Genomic DNA, 14,671 nt, shown 5'->3' on the forward strand with positions numbered 1-14,671 from the left:
GGGGTTGACGCGTTCACAGGTAGGTGAGCGAGCCAGCAAGCACATACTGGCGCAAATACCAAGCAATCAAAAAACAGAGCTACCAGCGCTTACTACATAAGCGCTAGAACCCAATTTGATGCAAATTTCTTTCAGATGCTGTCCCACAGCTGGGGCACAGAACTGCCCAGCATGGCCAGACCCGAGAGCGTGAGCATCACCAGAATCAGCTGGCGAAAGGCGGCCTCACTCATGCCCTTGTAGGTATGCATGCCCAGCCAGGCTGGCACCAGCATGGCGGGAAGCAGCCATGCCAGCCAGTGCAGCACCGGGCCGGTAATCAGGCCGCGCTCCACATACAGCAGAGCCACCACGCACAGCATGGACAGGTTGAAGTTCTGAATCACCGCACGCTGTGTGTCTTTGGGAAAGCGGCGCAGGCTGCACCACAGCGTGGGAATCGTGCCCGTAAAGCCACCCAGACCACCCAGCACACCACCCGCCCAGCCCGCCACTGCATCGGCCACGCGCCCGCCATGCGTAATGGGGGGCAGGCGCTGCATCAGCAGCATGGTGGGGCACCAGATCAGCAGCAGCGCGCCCAGCCCGGCCTTGAACCAGAGCATGTTCAGCTGCGGCAGCAGCCACAAGCCCACGGGAATGCCTGCCAGCCCACCGAGCACAAACGGCAGCAGCTGCGGCCAGTGCGCACCCCGGCGCACGCTAAAGGCCGCGAGGATTTGCCCCGCCAGCGAACAGCACACGGCCAGCGCGGCAGCCACCTGCGGCTCCAGCACCCAGGCCCAGAACGACATGGCCACCATGCCAAACGCAAAGCCTGAAACGCCCTGCACAAAACCGGCGCACATGGCCCCGGCGACCACCACGATCAGCGTTGTCTCCACCACCACTCCTGCTCTGATTTTTATAAGCGTGTTGATTGTCAGTGAGCCATGGTGATTCAGACAATGACAAAGTGATGGAACTTATAAAAGTGATAGCTGCCAGCGCTCGATGGGACTTCGTTAGAGGCCAAAAATGCTTAAATTCCGCACCCCCACCAGCGCCCCACCTGCGCGCAGTAAGCCACATAGTCCGCCCCAAACTTCTGGCGCAGTACCGCTTCCTCCGGGCGAATCTGGTAGCGCTGCAGATAGCACACCAAGGCGGCGCACCACAGCACCCCGCTCCACGTACCCAGCGCCAGCGACCATCCCAGCAAACCCAGCACAAAACCCAGATACATGGGATTGCGCGTCCAGCGGTAAATGCCACGCACCACCAGCGCCGAAGCGTTTTCCGGCGCCACCGGGCTTACCGTCGTCCGCGCCTGCCGGAAGGCCCAGACCCCGGCCACGCACACCGTCAGCCCGGCAGCACCAAATACCGCAGCCACAGCCCAACGCAACGGCGTCACCCACTGCATGGGCAGCAACGCCGATGTGCTCCAGATACCCGCAGCCACCAATGCCACGAGCAACAGCGGCGGCAGCTTGAGTGCCAGCCAGCGCTGATCCCATGCCGCTTTCTGGTCCGAATGGTTCATGTTTCCCCTCCTTGTGATGTGATGGCTGGAGGGTAAAGATGGAAGTGGGTGGAAGGTCAAGGGGACTTTTGTGAGGCAGGGTGCTTTGGTTGGGGTGAGCAGTTTTTAAAGCAGGACTTCGGGATTTTTTTGGGGGGTGGCTGCTTTCGGCCAACAGCCGACCTTCAGAGGCGCCTCGAATTGGCGCTTCGATAGCTAAGCCTCCAGAGAGTCTGGATTTCGACTCCTACAATTGAGATTCCTTAAAAAGAATGCATGGACATGAGACTTACGCAAGATCAGCATCGCCTCTGGGTGTCCAGCTTCTTCAAATCCAAGGTCAAAGAATTTGATTTTTTCTTGCGCTCCGTCGTGGAGTGCTGCGATCAATCAATGGATAGGTTCCACAAAGGGCAGCAAGGCAACGAACAAACGGAAAGCAGAATCGTCTATACGTTCTCAGCCTTTAGCAATACGGTTCAATCTCTTAAAGACTCAGGATCGACATTCCTCAAACCAAAGATTGTTTGGAGCGATATCGAAGGATTGCGACATGGAACGTTTATATGGCTCAGCAGAAATGCAGCTACTCATGATGGCAATCCAGTGATAAGCGGGTGGGCTGACGGGCGATACTTTGTGCCCAAAGACATTCATAGGTTTGATTCTTCTGGCAAGCTGATTGAGATTCCTGCACCGACTGTTGACGTAGCCCAATTTTGTCTTGAGTTCGCAAAAGATTTCAGCAATTTTCTCTTGCTACGTCTTCGCTCACTCGGACCCATAGAAGTTCCTAGAACGGGCATTGAAGATATAGAGAAATCTTTGGATTCGGTGATGGTGCCTGCCTTCGCTCGCCAGATCTTTACTGCCCATAAATCACAGATTGAACGCGCACTCATGCTCGTGAAAAGCGATCCGATTGGTGATGCAATCAGTTTGTTGCGTGAAACCGTGACGTATTGCGAGACTCGTCTTTGTACATGAACTTTCATCGCGAATCAGACCGTCTGGAGGCTATGGATAGTTGACTCTGAACGGCTGCAATGGTTCATCTTTCCCTGTACCGCACCCTCTCCCGCAAGCAGGCGAGGGAGTGCTAGGCACAGCGCTTGTGCCACCCCGCACGCCAGCTGTAAGACAGGCGTGCTTGGACATAAAAAATCTGATTTCCGGCTGCCTGTTTGACCAGAGCGACGCAGGAGCGACGGGAGTTCAGCCGGACAAGCCGCCTGCAAGGCTCGCCTTTTCTTTCCCCCATTTCTTTTGGCGACGCAAAAGAAATGGGGTCGGCTGTCGGGCCGAGACCCGACTCCCCACCTCAAACCAAGCACACCGCCCAAACAAGAAGCAGCAACTGCCCCCATCCCCGCCTTCCCCCAGCGGGGAAGGAGTGAAATACAGCCCTCACCCCTGCCCTCTCCCGCAAGCAGGCGAGGGAGGGCTAGGCATAGCGCTTGTGCCACCCCGCACGCCAGCGGTAAGACTGGCGTGCTTGGACATAAAAAATCTGATTTCCGGCTGCCTGTTTGACCAGAGCGACGCAGGAGCGACGGGAGTTCAGCCGGACAAGCCGCCTGCAAGGCTCGCCTTTTCTTTCCCCCATTTCTTTTGGCGACGCAAAAGAAATGGGGTCGGCTGTCGGGCCGAGACCCGACCTCCTGCCTCAAACCAAGCACACCGCCCAAACAAGAAGCAGCAACGGCCCCCATCCCCGCCTTCCCCCAGCGGGGGAAGGAGTGAATGCGGCCCTCTCCCCAACCCTCTCCCGCAAGCGGGAGAGGGAGCTATGCAGCGCATTGTCAGCAGCTTGGGGCAAGCTGCTACCGTGCTTCAATGCACGTGCGCGATATCAGGGATCGCTGCCATCAAGTCCTTGGTGTACTGGTGCTGCGGATCATCCAGCACGGCCTGCGCATCACCCACTTCCACCAGCTGGCCGCGCTGCATGACGCCGATGTCGTCGCACATATGGCGAATCACGGCCAGGTTGTGGCTGATGAGCAGATAAGTCAGGCCAAACTCTTCCTGCAGATCACGCATCAGGTTAAGCACCTGGGCCTGCACGGATACGTCCAGCGCCGAGGTGGGCTCGTCACAGATGATGAACTCCGGCCTGCTGGCCAGTGCGCGCGCCACGGCGATGCGCTGGCGTTGGCCGCCGGAGAACTGGTGCGGGTACTTTTTGGCGTCGTCCGGCTTCATGCGCACGCGGTGCAGGGCTTGCTGCACACGTTCGGCGGTTTCTTCCTTGGACTGCGTAATGCCCAGCACTACCAAGGGCTCGGCAATCAGCTGCTCCACCGTCCAGCGCGGGTTGAGGCTGGCGTACGGGTCCTGAAAAATCATCTGAAAGCGGCGGCGCATGGCCACGGTCTGTGCGGCGGCGCTCCACTTGTCTACACCGTCAAACAGGATAGTGCCGCTGGTGGGGCGGGTCAGCCCCGCAATCATGCGTGCCACGGTGGATTTGCCGGAGCCAGATTCGCCCACCAGCCCAAAGGTCGTGCCTTTGCGGATGTTGAAGCTCACATGGTCTGCGGCCTTGAGGATTTTTTTGTCCTGGCGTGCGAGCACACGGGCCAGCCAGCCGCCAGAGAGGTCGTATTCCTTGCACAGGTCTTTGACCTCGACCAGCGGGCGTGCAGCGGCAGCCGCAGGGTCTGCGGGCTTGGGCGTCCACGGCACCGCTTTGACCACGGGCCCACCGCCCACTTCAGGCACAGGCAGGCGTTCCACGCGCTGGTGCACGCTGGGAATGGCGGCCATGAGCACCTGGGTGTACGGGTCACGCGGGGCGTCCAGCACCTGGCGTACATGGCCGGTCTCCAGCACGCGGCCGTGGTACATGACCATGACGCGGTCGGCTGTCTCGGCAATCACGCCCATGTCGTGGGTGATCAGCATGGCGGCAGCGCCGCGCTCCTTGCAGACCTTGCGCAGCAGCTGGATGATCTGCGCCTGCACGGAGACATCCAGCGCCGTGGTGGGCTCGTCCGCAATGATGAGTTCCGGCTCTGCGCACAGGGCCAGCGCAATTGCCACGCGCTGGCGCATGCCGCCGGAGAACTGGTGCGGGTACTGCCCCATGCGTTCCTTGGCATGCGGAATTTCCACTTCTTCCAGCAGCGCCAGCGCACGTGCCTCGGCTTCTTTTTCGCTCACGGGCAGGTGGGTGCGAATGGTTTCCACCAAGTGCCCGCCCACGGTATAGACCGGGTTCAGGCTGGTGAGCGGGTCCTGGAAGATGGTGCCGATGCGCTTGCCACGAATGCGGCGCAGATCTTCACCACGCAGCTGGTCAATGCGCTGGCCTTGCAGTTCGACCGTACCGCCGGAAATGCGGCCCGGGTGCTCGATCAGGCCGGTGATGGCAGAGCCCGTCATGGACTTGCCCGCGCCGGACTCGCCCACCACGCCCAGGATTTCTCCTGGCCAGATGTCAAACGACACATCGTGCAGCACATGCACCGGGCCTTTGTGGGTGTCAAACGTCACGCTCAGATTGCGCACCCGTAGCACGGGCGTGCCGCCTGCTGCACCATCAGCAGGCACGGGGGATGGAGTGTCTGTGTGCATCTTCATTGCAGCTTGGGGTTGAGAGCGTCACGCAGCCAATCACCCACCAGGTTGACCGACAGGGCCAGCGCCAGCAGCACCAGCCCGGGGAACATCAGAATCCACCACTCGCCCGAGAACAGAAAGCCCTGACCAATGCGGATTAGCGTACCCAGCGAGGGGGCCGTGGGGGGCAGGCCCACGCCCAGATAGGACAGCGTGGACTCCGCCACGATGGCCTGCGCAAAGCTGATAGTGGCAATGACCAGAATGGGGGCCAGCAGATTGGGCAGGATGTGCCTGGCCAGAATGGCCGTGCGGCTGCGCCCGATGAGCTGGGCAGCCAGCACATAGTCTTTCTGCTTTTCCACCATGACCGCGCCACGCACGGTGCGCGCGTACTGCACCCAGTCAGACAGGCCGATGGCAATGATGATGACGTACACGGCCATGTCGTCGCGGTAGCCCTCGGGCAGCATGCCGCGTGCAATACCGAAGATCAGCAGCGCCACCAGAATCACGGGGAAGGTGAGCTGCACATCGGCAATGCGCATGAGCATGGTGTCAAACCAGCCACCGGCATAGCCCGCAATCAGGCCCAGTGGCACGCCAATGATGAGCGACAGCGCCACAGCGGCCACACCCACAATCACCGACATGCGCAGGCCGTAGAGGATGGCGGAGTACACGTCACGCCCCTGGTCATCGGCACCCAGCGGGTAGAACATCTCACCCATGCCCTGGCTCCAGGGGGGCGTGAAGGCATCCATCAAGTCCAGATTGGCAGGTTCAAACGGGTTGTGCAGCGCCAGCAGCGGTGCAAATACAGTGGCCAGCACCAGCAGAGCCATCACGCCAGCGGCTACCTGCACCAGACGCGATCGTGCAAAGGCGCGCTTGACGGGCGAGTCACTGGCTTTCCAGCCCGTAGGTTTTACGGTATCAGTCATTTGCGGGCCCCTTATTTCTTACGCAGGCGGGGGTCCACCAGCACATACAGAAAATCCACGAACAGGTTGATCACCACGTACAGCAGGGCGATGAACATCAGATAGGCCGCAATCAAAGGCACATCCACGCCCTGTACGGACGAGATGAACAGCAAGCCCACGCCCGGCCACTGGAACACGGTTTCCGTAACGATGGCAAAGGCAATCAGCGAGCCAATCTGCAAGCCTGCAATGGTGATGACGGGAATCAGCGTATTGCGCAGCGCATGGCCAAAGTACAGGCTTTTGTCATGCAGGCCGCGCGCACGGCCAAAGCGGATGTAGTCCGAGCGCAGCACTTCCAGCATCTCGGCACGCACCAGCCGCATGATCAGCGTCATGTTGTAAAAGCCCAGCGTGATGGCAGGCAGGATCAACGCCGCCCAGCCCGACGCCGTGAGAAAGCCGGTTTCCCAGCCGCCAATATTGACGGTCTGCCCCCGCCCGAAGGACGGCAGCCAGCGCAACTCTACGGCAAACACATAGATCAGGCCAATGCCAATCAGAAACGTGGGCAGCGACACACCCACGAGCGAGACGGTCATGATGGTGCGCGAGAGCCAGCCATCCTTGCGGATGGCGGTGTACACGCCCAGCACAATGCCCACCAGCAGTGCCAGCACCGAAGCCGTCAGCGCCAGCTCCAGCGTGGCGGGCAGGCGCTCGGCAATCACCTCGGCCACAGGGCGCTTGAGGCGGTAGGAAATGCCCAGATCCCCATGCAACACCTTGCCCACATAGGACAGGTATTGCAGCGGAACGGGCTTGTTAAACCCCAGCTCTTCGACCAGGGCTTCACGCTCTTGCAGCGTGGCATCTTCGCCCAGCAAACTGATGGTGGGATCGCCAATGTGGCGAAACACCATGAAGGAAATGAACGAGACGGCCAGCAGTACCAATACTGACTGGCCCAGTCTGCGCAGCAGATGGACCAGCATGGGCTTACTTGGCGTTCTTGTTGATCTTTACGTCCTTGAAGTGCAGCGTGTTGTCAGGGTGCACGGGAACGTCGATGGACTTGACCGAAGCGAAGTGGATGACCTGGTCATGCAGCGGAATGTAGAAGCGCTCTTTCTGCACCACATCCCAGATCTGCTTGATGGTGTCATTGCGCTTGGCCACATCGCTCTCGGAAGACAGCGAGATGATCTTGGCATCCACCTCAGGATTGCTGTAGCCAGTAGCGTTCAGCGCCCCACGGCCTTCCTTGCCACGGGTGGCCACCAGGAAGTCAAAGATATAGGCCGAGTCATAGGTGGGCACGCCCCAGCCGTAGAGGTAGAAGTCGCTGTCGGCATTCACGATGGAGACGCTGTGCTGCGCAATGGGGCGCGAGGACACTTCCGTCTTGATACCAATGCGCCCCAGAAAGCCCGCAATGGCAGTGCTGATGGCCTCGTCATTCACATAGCGGTCATTGGGCGAGTGCAGTGTGATGGTGAAGCCATCGGGATAGCCAGCCTCCTTGAGCAGCTGCTTGGCCTTGTTGATGTCAGCCTTGTTGTAGGCTGCCATGCTCTTGTCATAGCCGTTGACAAAGGGAGGCGCCATCACGCCCGAGGGGTTGGACAGGCCTCGCATCACCGAACGCTTGATGGCATCGCGGTCAATCGCCAGTTCAATGGCTTCGCGCACCTTGGGGTCGGCCAGCGGGTTCTTGCCCTTGACGTTGCTGGACTTGAGCTCTGCCGCGCCCACGTTCAGGCCCAGGAAGATGGAGCGGTTCTCAGGCCCTTCGTTGATGCGCAGCTTGCTGTCCTGCTTCAGGCGCGCCACGTCCTGCGCGGGAATGTCCTGGGCAAAGTCCACTTCACCCGACAGCAGTGCAGCCACGCGTGTGGCGGGTGACTTGATGGGCAGATAGACCAGCTCGGTCACATCACCCACCTGGTCCTTGCCCCAGTAGTTGGGGTTTTGCTTCATCACCGTCTTGCTGTCGATTTCACGCGAAGCCAGCATGAAAGCGCCTGTGCCGTTGACCGCGCGGGTCGCACCGTTTTCCTGCTTGCTGTTGGGGTCCTGGGTTTCCGTGGCGTTGTTCTTCTTGGCCCAGTCCTCGCTCATGATGAAGAGGTTGGTCAGGTTGTTCGGGAAGATCAGGTTCGGGCCCTTGGTCTTGACGTGCACGGTCAGGTCATCCACGGCCTTGATGCTGTCCACCGAAGCCAGCAGCGACTTGACCTGTGCATTGGGGCCACGTGCGCGGTTGAGCGAGAAGACCACATCCTTGGCCGTCAGCGGCGTGCCGTCATGGAACTTGACGTTAGGGCGCAGCTTGAACTCCCAGACCGTGGGGTCACTCTCCAGCATCTTCCACTCGGTCGCCAGCAGGGGCTTGAGCTTGCCATCGGCCGTGCGGTTGACCAGCGTCTCATACATCTGGTGCATGAGCACAAAGTTGGTGCCGGTATTGAACACATGGGGGTCCAGCGTGGTCACATCGGCCGAGCGCGACCAGCGCACCGTTTCAGCCTGTACCAGTGCTGCAGAAGTGAGCAGGCCTGCGGCCAGCAATGCGGTACCCAGAGTCTTCAGAATCATGTGTATCTCCTCAGTCAGGTGAAAGTGTCGGTATGCCACGGACGGTGCGTACATAGCCCTAGGGCTTTGCCTAGCGATGCAAAAACTGCGCCGCTTGTCGCTTCTTGCTTTTTCTGCTCATGTTTATAGCGAGAAGCACCTGAATTCACGCAAAAAGCGCACAACTTGCTTGCCTTCACGCAAAAAATCTTGTTTCGCCTGCACAGGCGTTGTATGCGCGCATGCGAGACAATGGCGGATTCGCTGCTTGCCGATGACAGCGCTGCTGCACAGTGCCGGGCAAGCATGTTGGCTTTGCCTTTTCTTCCGAGGGCCTGCTGGCCCACTTTGCTGCATGCAAGCTACCCGCATCATTGCCATACGCCACGGCGAAACCGCCTGGAACGTGGACGCCCGCATCCAGGGGCATCTGGACATTCCTCTCAACGACATCGGCCTGTGGCAGGCCGAGCGCGCAGGTGCTGCGCTGGCGGATGAGCGCCTGGATGCCATCTACAGCAGCGACCTGCAGCGCGCACTGAGTACGGCGCAGGCTGTAGGCCAGACCACGGGCTGCCCCGTACAGCCCGATGCAGGCCTGCGCGAGCGCTGCTTTGGCAGCTTTGAGGGGCGCACCTTCAAGGAAGCCGAGGCCGAGCAGCCCGAGCAGGCCCTGCGCTGGCGCAAGCGCGACCCGGACTTTGTGCCCGATGGCGGCGGCGAATCGCTGGCCATGCTGCGCAGCCGCATTCAGCACACGGTAGACCGTCTGGCCTCGCAGCACATGGGCGGCCAGATTGCACTGGTGGCACACGGCGGCGTCATGGACATGCTCTACCGCCTGGCCACCCACCAGGACTTGCAGGCCCCCCGCACCTGGGAGCTGCACAACGCAGCCATCAACCGCCTGCTGTGGACACCCGAAGGGCTGACGCTGGTGGGCTGGGGGGATGTGGCCCATCTGCAGGGCCAGAGCGCCCGTGATGAGCTGCTGAGCTAGCCCCGTGTAGACGCCTGTTTACAGCGGCAGATCGCCTGCTGGCTGCTTCAGCCACTTCTGTGACAGGCGATCCAGCTCTCCGCTGTTTTTGGCTTCCAGCACGATGGCGTTGATGCGCTCCAGCAGTGCGGACTCCCCTTTTTTCACCCCGATATAGTTCGGGCTGACCTTGAGGATGAGCTTGAGCTCATTGCCCAGCTTGGGGGCCTGTCGGTTGATGGCATCACCTTCACCGGCACTGGTAGCAATCGCCTGTACCTGCCCGGAGGTATAGGCAGCAACGGTGCCGATATGGTCTTCAAAGCGGCGTATCTGCGTGCCCGCGGGTGCAACTTTGCTCAGTTCGCTGTCAGCCATGGCTCCGCGCGTGACAGAAACCGTCTTGCCGCTTAAATCACTCCAGTCCTTGATCTCCAGCCCCTTGGGTGCAAACAGCGCCTGAAAGAACGGGGAGTAGCTGTGAGAAAAGTCCACCACCTTGGCGCGTTCTTCGGTCTTGCCCAGTGTGGAGATCACCAGATCCACCTTGCCCGTCTGCAGATAAGGCACACGGTTGGCGCTGACCACAGGCACCAGCTCGACTTTGGCGCCCAGCTTGTCTGCCACATAGCGCGCCATGTCGATGTCCAGGCCCTGGGGCTTCATGTCAATGCCCACCATGCCGTAAGGCGGGTAGTCGGTAGGAATCGCAATGCGCACTTTTTTCGTGCTTTCGATCTGCTCCAGCACACTGCTGGCATGGACAGCCCCCGTGCACAAAGTGGCCAGAGCCACCACATTCAGGGCGAAGGTACAGAGTTTTTGCTTCATGGTGTCAGCTCGCTTTTCAAGAGGAGGTCAAGGTGTGCTGCATCCACTGCGCAGCAGCAGTCAGCGGAGCAATCAAGGGAGTGCTGGTGTGTGCAGCCAGTGTCTGTGCAGCCTGGCCCAGCGGGCCTCCGCCGATCACCACAGCCTGTGCACCATCATCTGCCACGCAGTGCTGTACCGCCTGGTACAGCTGCTGGTTCAATGCATCGGCCTGTGCCACCAGGTGCAAGGGGCTGCCTGCTGTATAGCGGGCCCCGGTATAGAGGTCTTCCAGCCCCAGGCGCTGCACCATGGCGCGCATGGGCGCATCCAGCTGCGGGGTGGTCGTTGCAATGCCGAAGCGGCGCTGGCCTGCACTGGCAGCGCGCAGCGCGGCCTCACCAATGCCCACGCAGGGAATGCCTGTGGCCTTGCGCAGCCAGGCGATCGCCGGGTCGGCAAAGCACGCCAGGATGACGCCATCCCAGCGCACACCGGGGCTCTGCAGAGCCTGCGCCCAGCAGCTTTGTACCGGGGCAGCTGCTGCTTCCAGCTCTGCCTCATTCGTGATCAGGGGCACCCCATCGCTGGCGGTGACACCGCATACCTGCCAGCCAGCAGGCAACTGCTGCTGCACCAGCCGCACCATCATGGTGGTGGTCTGTGCATGGGTGTTGGGGTTGAGCAGCAGAATGTGCATGCACACATCAAGCAGGATGTGTGCCAATTCTGTATACAACTTCGCCGCGCTCGGGATGAACAGTGTTTCACCCGAGCGGCGTGACTCACAGGATGCTCACCCCTTCCACGGCGTGCCGTCAGCCGCCAGGGTTTCGCCCTTTTTCTGCACGATCAGGCCATAGCACTCGGGGTGACGGTGCAGGTCAAAGTTGAACGTGGTGCGCTTGTAGACGGCGCAGAAGTCCAGATCTGCACGGCCCAGCACCACTTCGTCATCCTTGGTGATGCAGCGCGCCACGACTTCGCCGCTGGGGGCCACCATCAGGCTGCCTGCAATGCTGTCCACGCCCTCTTCCACCCCGCCCTTGGCCACGCTGGCCACCCAGCAGCCGTTCTGGTAGGCCCCGGCCTGCACAGAGAGCTGGTTGTGGAACAGCGACAGATCATCGTGCTGCGGCGCGGGTGCGTTGTGTACGGGCGTGTTGTAGCCAATAAAGATCATCTCCGCGCCCTGCAGCGCCATGACGCGGTAACTCTCGGCCCAGCGGCGGTCGTTGCACAGCGCCATGCCCATGGTGCCGCCAAAGGCCTGGTACACACCAAAGTGTTTGCCGGGTGTGAAGTAACGTTTTTCCAGATGCTGGAATTTGCGCCAGGGCTCGTGCTCGAAGTGACCGGGCACGTGGATCTTGCGGTACTTGCCCACAATCTGGCCGCGCTTGTCCACGAGGATGGCGGTGTTGTACTGCATGAGCTGGCCCTCTTCCTCCGCCAGCTCGGCATAGCCCAGGGAAAAGCCAATGCCCAGATCGCGTGCCAGCTCGAACAGCGGCATGGTGTCGCGGCTGGGCATTTCACGCTCGTAGTAGCTGTGCAGCTCGGCCTGATCTTCGATGTACCAGCGCGGGAAAAAGGTGGTCAGCGCCAGCTCGGGATAGACAATAACATCCGCGCCCAGGCTCTTGGCCTCGCGCATCATTTCACACAGGCGCTTGACCACGCTGGCACGCGAATCCGCTTTCTGCACGGGCCCCAGCTGGCCCAGGGCAACATTGACAATACGGCTCATTTTTAACTCTTCCTTTGATAGCTGCCAGCGCTTGCTACATCTGCGATAGCAGCCAATTTCTTTCAAAACTTCTTAGCTATTCGCAGCTTCCAGCAACACCTGCAGCAGCACATTCGCACCCTGCTCCAGCTGGTGGGCATCGGTGTGCTCGCGCACGTTGTGCGACAGGCCTTGCGCACTGGGCACAAACACCATGGCAGTGGGGCAGATGCGGGCCAGCATCTGCGCGTCATGACCTGCGCCACTGGGCATACGCAGCGTGGACAGGCCCAGCGCCTGCGCGTGCTGCTCCACGCGGTGCACCAGCTGTGCATCAAAGGCCACCGGTTCAAAGTCCGCCAGCTGGCGGTGGCTGAACTGCACACCTTGCTGGGCAGCCAGCCCCCGTGCAAAAGCCAGCACCTCAGCCTGTGCATCGCGCAGACGCTGGCCGTCGGTATTGCGCATGTCCACGGTCATCAGCGCTTCGCTGGCAATCACATTGATCAGATTGGGCTTGAGCTGTACGGCCCCCACGGTGCCCAGCTGGCGGCCTCCGTAGCGCTGCACCAGATCGGCCACAAAGGCCGCCACGCGCATGGCGCACATGCCTGCGTCATGGCGCAGTGCCATGGGCGTGGTGCCTGCGTGGTTGCTGGTGCCCTGAAAGTGCAGCTCCATCCAGCAGATACCCTGCACACCCTCGACCACACCAATGTCTACGCCCTGCTGCTCCAGCACCGGGCCTTGTTCAATGTGCAGTTCCACAAAGCGGTGCACCTTGGGTGCGCCCACGGGGGCTGAGCCTGCGTAGCCAATGCGCTGCAGTTCATCACCCAGGCGTGCGCCGTTGTCCACGGCTTGGGTGGCCAGCGCTGCTTCGAGCGGCATGCCACCCACCATGACCAGGCTGCCCAGCATGTCCGGCTGAAAGCGTGCACCCTCCTCGTTGGTGAAAAACGCCACCTGCAAGGGACGGCGCGTGCGCAGCCCCGCATCGCGCAGCGTGGCCACCACTTCCAGCCCAGCCATCACGCCATAGTTGCCGTCATACAGGCCGCCGGTGCGCACGGTGTCGATATGGCTGCCCGTCATCACGGGCAGAGCGTCGGCCTCCGTGCCCGCATAGGTGGCGACCACGTTGCCAATCGCGTCAATCTGCACCTCCATGCCCAGATCACGCATCTGCTGCACGGTCCAGTCGCGGGCTGCTTGGTCGGCATCGCTGAGCGCCAGGCGGTTGGTGCCGCCCCCTTCGAGCGCACCAAACTGGCACAGATCACGCAGGCGCTGCAACAGGCGCGCACCGTCAATGCGCAAAGTGTTCAGATCGCTCATGCACGCTCCTTGGCACGGGCGGCCACGGCTTCGGCGCTTTCACCCACCAGCTGTTCGTACAGCGCAGGGTCGGTCGCAGCTTCAGAGCCAAAGAACAGAATGCGGCTGTCGGCATTCAGGCCCAGCATCTGCCTGGCAGCATCGCTCTGGCTGGCGGCAATGGCGGCCGCCACTCCGGCTACGGCAGATTCACCGGCGACGATCACTGGGTCATTGCCCAGCGGGTGGGCCAGCAGGCGCATGGCCGCCACGGCGGCATCGTCAGGAATCACGCAGAAGGCATCTGTGCCTTTTTCCAGAATCTCCCAGGCCAGGTGCGAGACCTCACCACAGGCCAGACCTGCCATCAGCGTGTCGATATCACCCGTCACCGCCGTCAGCTGCCCGGCCTTGGCGCTTTGCGTCAGGCAGTCGGCCTTGTCTGGCTCCACCACCACATAGATGGGGCGGTCACCCGCATCACGCTCCCAGAAGTAGCCGCAGACGGCGGCGGCCAGTCCACCCACCCCAGCCTGCACAAAGATGTGCGTGGGGCGCTCAGGCAGCTGCTGCGCGGCTTCTTCCACCATGAGCTGGTAGCCCTGCATCACATCGCGCGGCACATCCATGTAGCCGGGGTAGGAGGTGTCAGAAATCACAAAACGGCCGTACTGCTTGGCATCCAGATCGGCCTGGCGCACGGCATCGTCATAGTTGCCTGCCGTGCGCACCACCTGTGCACCGTATTGCGCAATGGCCTCCTTGCGACCTTCGCTGACGGTGGCGTGGATGTAGATCACGCACTGGCAGCCAAACAGCTGCGCGCCCCAGGCGACGGAGCGGCCGTGGTTGCCATCGGTAGCGCAGGTGACGGTGATGCCACCGCACAGGGCACGCAGCTCGGGCGTGAGCAGGTCTTGCGTGGTGAGCGTGCGGCCCAGCTGGGCACCCAGCTCACGGCACAGCAGACGAGCCACCGCATAGGCTCCACCCAGCGCCTTGAAGCTGCCCAGGCCAAAGCGGCTGCCTTCATCCTTGTAGTGCACGCTGGCTACGCCCATGGCCTGTGCCAGTGCGGGCAGGCTGTGCAGTGGCGTGACGGCATAGCCCTGCCATTGCGTGAGTTCGCGCTGCGCCAGCGCCAGCGCATCGGCGCCCAGAATTTCACTGCGGCGCGCGCCATAGGGGGTCATGCGGTTGGCTGCCGGATTGGCCAGGCATTCAACGGTCAGGGAGGGGAGTACGGAAGCAGTCATACAGGCTTT

13 protein-coding genes are annotated in these 14,671 nt (G+C 61.2%); 2 read left to right on the plus strand and 11 right to left on the minus strand.

Annotated elements, in window-relative coordinates; translation table 11 throughout:
• Positions 1–131: 131 nt before the first annotated feature.
• Positions 132–884, minus strand: a complete 753-nt coding sequence (locus F7P80_RS10515) for a sulfite exporter TauE/SafE family protein (protein WP_058879464.1) — start codon at positions 882–884, stop codon at positions 132–134.
• 137 nt (positions 885–1,021) lie between these two features.
• Complete coding sequence (locus F7P80_RS10520; protein ID WP_151044622.1) at positions 1,022–1,525, minus strand: methyltransferase family protein; 504 nt, start codon at positions 1,523–1,525, stop codon at positions 1,022–1,024.
• 261 nt (positions 1,526–1,786) lie between these two features.
• Here F7P80_RS10520 and F7P80_RS10525 point away from each other — a divergent pair, with 261 nt between their 5' ends.
• Positions 1,787–2,491 (plus strand): hypothetical protein, encoded by a 705-nt coding sequence (locus F7P80_RS10525; protein ID WP_151044624.1) that lies wholly within the window; start codon positions 1,787–1,789, stop codon positions 2,489–2,491.
• Positions 2,492–3,337: 846 nt separating this feature from the next.
• Here F7P80_RS10525 and F7P80_RS10530 read toward each other — a convergent pair.
• Genes F7P80_RS10530 through F7P80_RS10545 form a run of 4 tightly spaced genes read right to left on the minus strand, consistent with a single transcriptional unit; the run spans position 3,338 to position 8,592 of the window.
• Positions 3,338–5,083: an ABC transporter ATP-binding protein gene (locus F7P80_RS10530; protein WP_151044626.1), complete on the minus strand. Its 1,746-nt coding sequence runs from the start codon at positions 5,081–5,083 to the stop codon at positions 3,338–3,340.
• Positions 5,084–5,085: 2 nt separating this feature from the next.
• On the minus strand, positions 5,086–6,012 hold the full coding sequence (locus F7P80_RS10535; RefSeq protein WP_151044628.1) for an ABC transporter permease: 927 nt from the start codon (positions 6,010–6,012) through the stop codon (positions 5,086–5,088).
• An 11-nt stretch (positions 6,013–6,023) separates the two neighbouring features.
• Positions 6,024–6,989 (minus strand): ABC transporter permease, encoded by a 966-nt coding sequence (locus F7P80_RS10540; RefSeq protein ID WP_054065201.1) that lies wholly within the window; start codon positions 6,987–6,989, stop codon positions 6,024–6,026.
• Positions 6,990–6,993: 4 nt separating this feature from the next.
• Entirely contained in the window at positions 6,994–8,592 is a 1,599-nt protein-coding gene (locus tag F7P80_RS10545; protein WP_151044629.1) for an ABC transporter substrate-binding protein, read from the minus strand.
• Positions 8,593–8,926: 334 nt separating this feature from the next.
• Here F7P80_RS10545 and F7P80_RS10550 point away from each other — a divergent pair, with 334 nt between their 5' ends.
• Positions 8,927–9,571, plus strand: a complete 645-nt coding sequence (locus F7P80_RS10550) for a histidine phosphatase family protein (RefSeq protein WP_151044631.1) — start codon at positions 8,927–8,929, stop codon at positions 9,569–9,571.
• 18 nt (positions 9,572–9,589) lie between these two features.
• Here the strand turns inward: F7P80_RS10550 and F7P80_RS10555 are convergent, their stop codons facing one another.
• From F7P80_RS10555 to F7P80_RS10575, 5 genes are all read right to left on the minus strand, one after another.
• A complete protein-coding gene (locus F7P80_RS10555) occupies positions 9,590–10,381 on the minus strand; it encodes a transporter substrate-binding domain-containing protein (protein ID WP_151044633.1) in 792 nt (263 codons plus the stop codon).
• Between the two features lie 16 nt (positions 10,382–10,397).
• Positions 10,398–11,060, minus strand: a complete 663-nt coding sequence (locus tag F7P80_RS10560) for an aspartate/glutamate racemase family protein (protein ID WP_151044635.1) — start codon at positions 11,058–11,060, stop codon at positions 10,398–10,400.
• Between the two features lie 96 nt (positions 11,061–11,156).
• Entirely contained in the window at positions 11,157–12,110 is a 954-nt protein-coding gene (locus F7P80_RS10565) for an N-carbamoyl-D-amino-acid hydrolase (protein ID WP_151044637.1), read from the minus strand.
• A gap of 72 nt (positions 12,111–12,182) precedes the next feature.
• Positions 12,183–13,427 (minus strand): Zn-dependent hydrolase, encoded by a 1,245-nt coding sequence (locus tag F7P80_RS10570; RefSeq protein ID WP_151044639.1) that lies wholly within the window; start codon positions 13,425–13,427, stop codon positions 12,183–12,185.
• Positions 13,424–14,662: a diaminopropionate ammonia-lyase gene (locus F7P80_RS10575; RefSeq protein WP_151044641.1), complete on the minus strand. Its 1,239-nt coding sequence runs from the start codon at positions 14,660–14,662 to the stop codon at positions 13,424–13,426. Before F7P80_RS10575 ends, F7P80_RS10570 begins: the two co-directional genes overlap by 4 nt.
• Positions 14,663–14,671 lie beyond the last annotated feature (9 nt).

Source organism: Comamonas kerstersii (assembly GCF_008801935.1).
GTDB classification, from domain to species: domain Bacteria; phylum Pseudomonadota; class Gammaproteobacteria; order Burkholderiales; family Burkholderiaceae_C; genus Comamonas; species Comamonas kerstersii.

Excerpts from the sequence above, each read along its gene's own strand:
- F7P80_RS10530 (WP_151044626.1), bottom strand. The coding sequence starts at position 5,083 with ATGCACACAGACACTCCATCCCCCGTGCCTGCTGATGGTGCAGCAGGC.
- F7P80_RS10545 (WP_151044629.1), bottom strand. The coding sequence starts at position 8,592 with ATGATTCTGAAGACTCTGGGTACCGCATTGCTGGCCGCAGGCCTGCTC.
- F7P80_RS10540 (WP_054065201.1), bottom strand. The coding sequence starts at position 6,989 with ATGCTGGTCCATCTGCTGCGCAGACTGGGCCAGTCAGTATTGGTACTG.
- F7P80_RS10550 (WP_151044631.1), top strand. The coding sequence starts at position 8,927 with ATGCAAGCTACCCGCATCATTGCCATACGCCACGGCGAAACCGCCTGG.
- F7P80_RS10555 (WP_151044633.1), bottom strand. The coding sequence starts at position 10,381 with ATGAAGCAAAAACTCTGTACCTTCGCCCTGAATGTGGTGGCTCTGGCC.
- F7P80_RS10575 (WP_151044641.1), bottom strand. The coding sequence starts at position 14,662 with ATGACTGCTTCCGTACTCCCCTCCCTGACCGTTGAATGCCTGGCCAAT.
- F7P80_RS10565 (WP_151044637.1), bottom strand. The coding sequence starts at position 12,110 with ATGAGCCGTATTGTCAATGTTGCCCTGGGCCAGCTGGGGCCCGTGCAG.
- F7P80_RS10525 (WP_151044624.1), top strand. The coding sequence starts at position 1,787 with ATGAGACTTACGCAAGATCAGCATCGCCTCTGGGTGTCCAGCTTCTTC.
- F7P80_RS10535 (WP_151044628.1), bottom strand. The coding sequence starts at position 6,012 with ATGACTGATACCGTAAAACCTACGGGCTGGAAAGCCAGTGACTCGCCC.
- F7P80_RS10520 (WP_151044622.1), bottom strand. The coding sequence starts at position 1,525 with ATGAACCATTCGGACCAGAAAGCGGCATGGGATCAGCGCTGGCTGGCA.
- F7P80_RS10560 (WP_151044635.1), bottom strand. The coding sequence starts at position 11,060 with ATGCACATTCTGCTGCTCAACCCCAACACCCATGCACAGACCACCACC.
- F7P80_RS10570 (WP_151044639.1), bottom strand. The coding sequence starts at position 13,427 with ATGAGCGATCTGAACACTTTGCGCATTGACGGTGCGCGCCTGTTGCAG.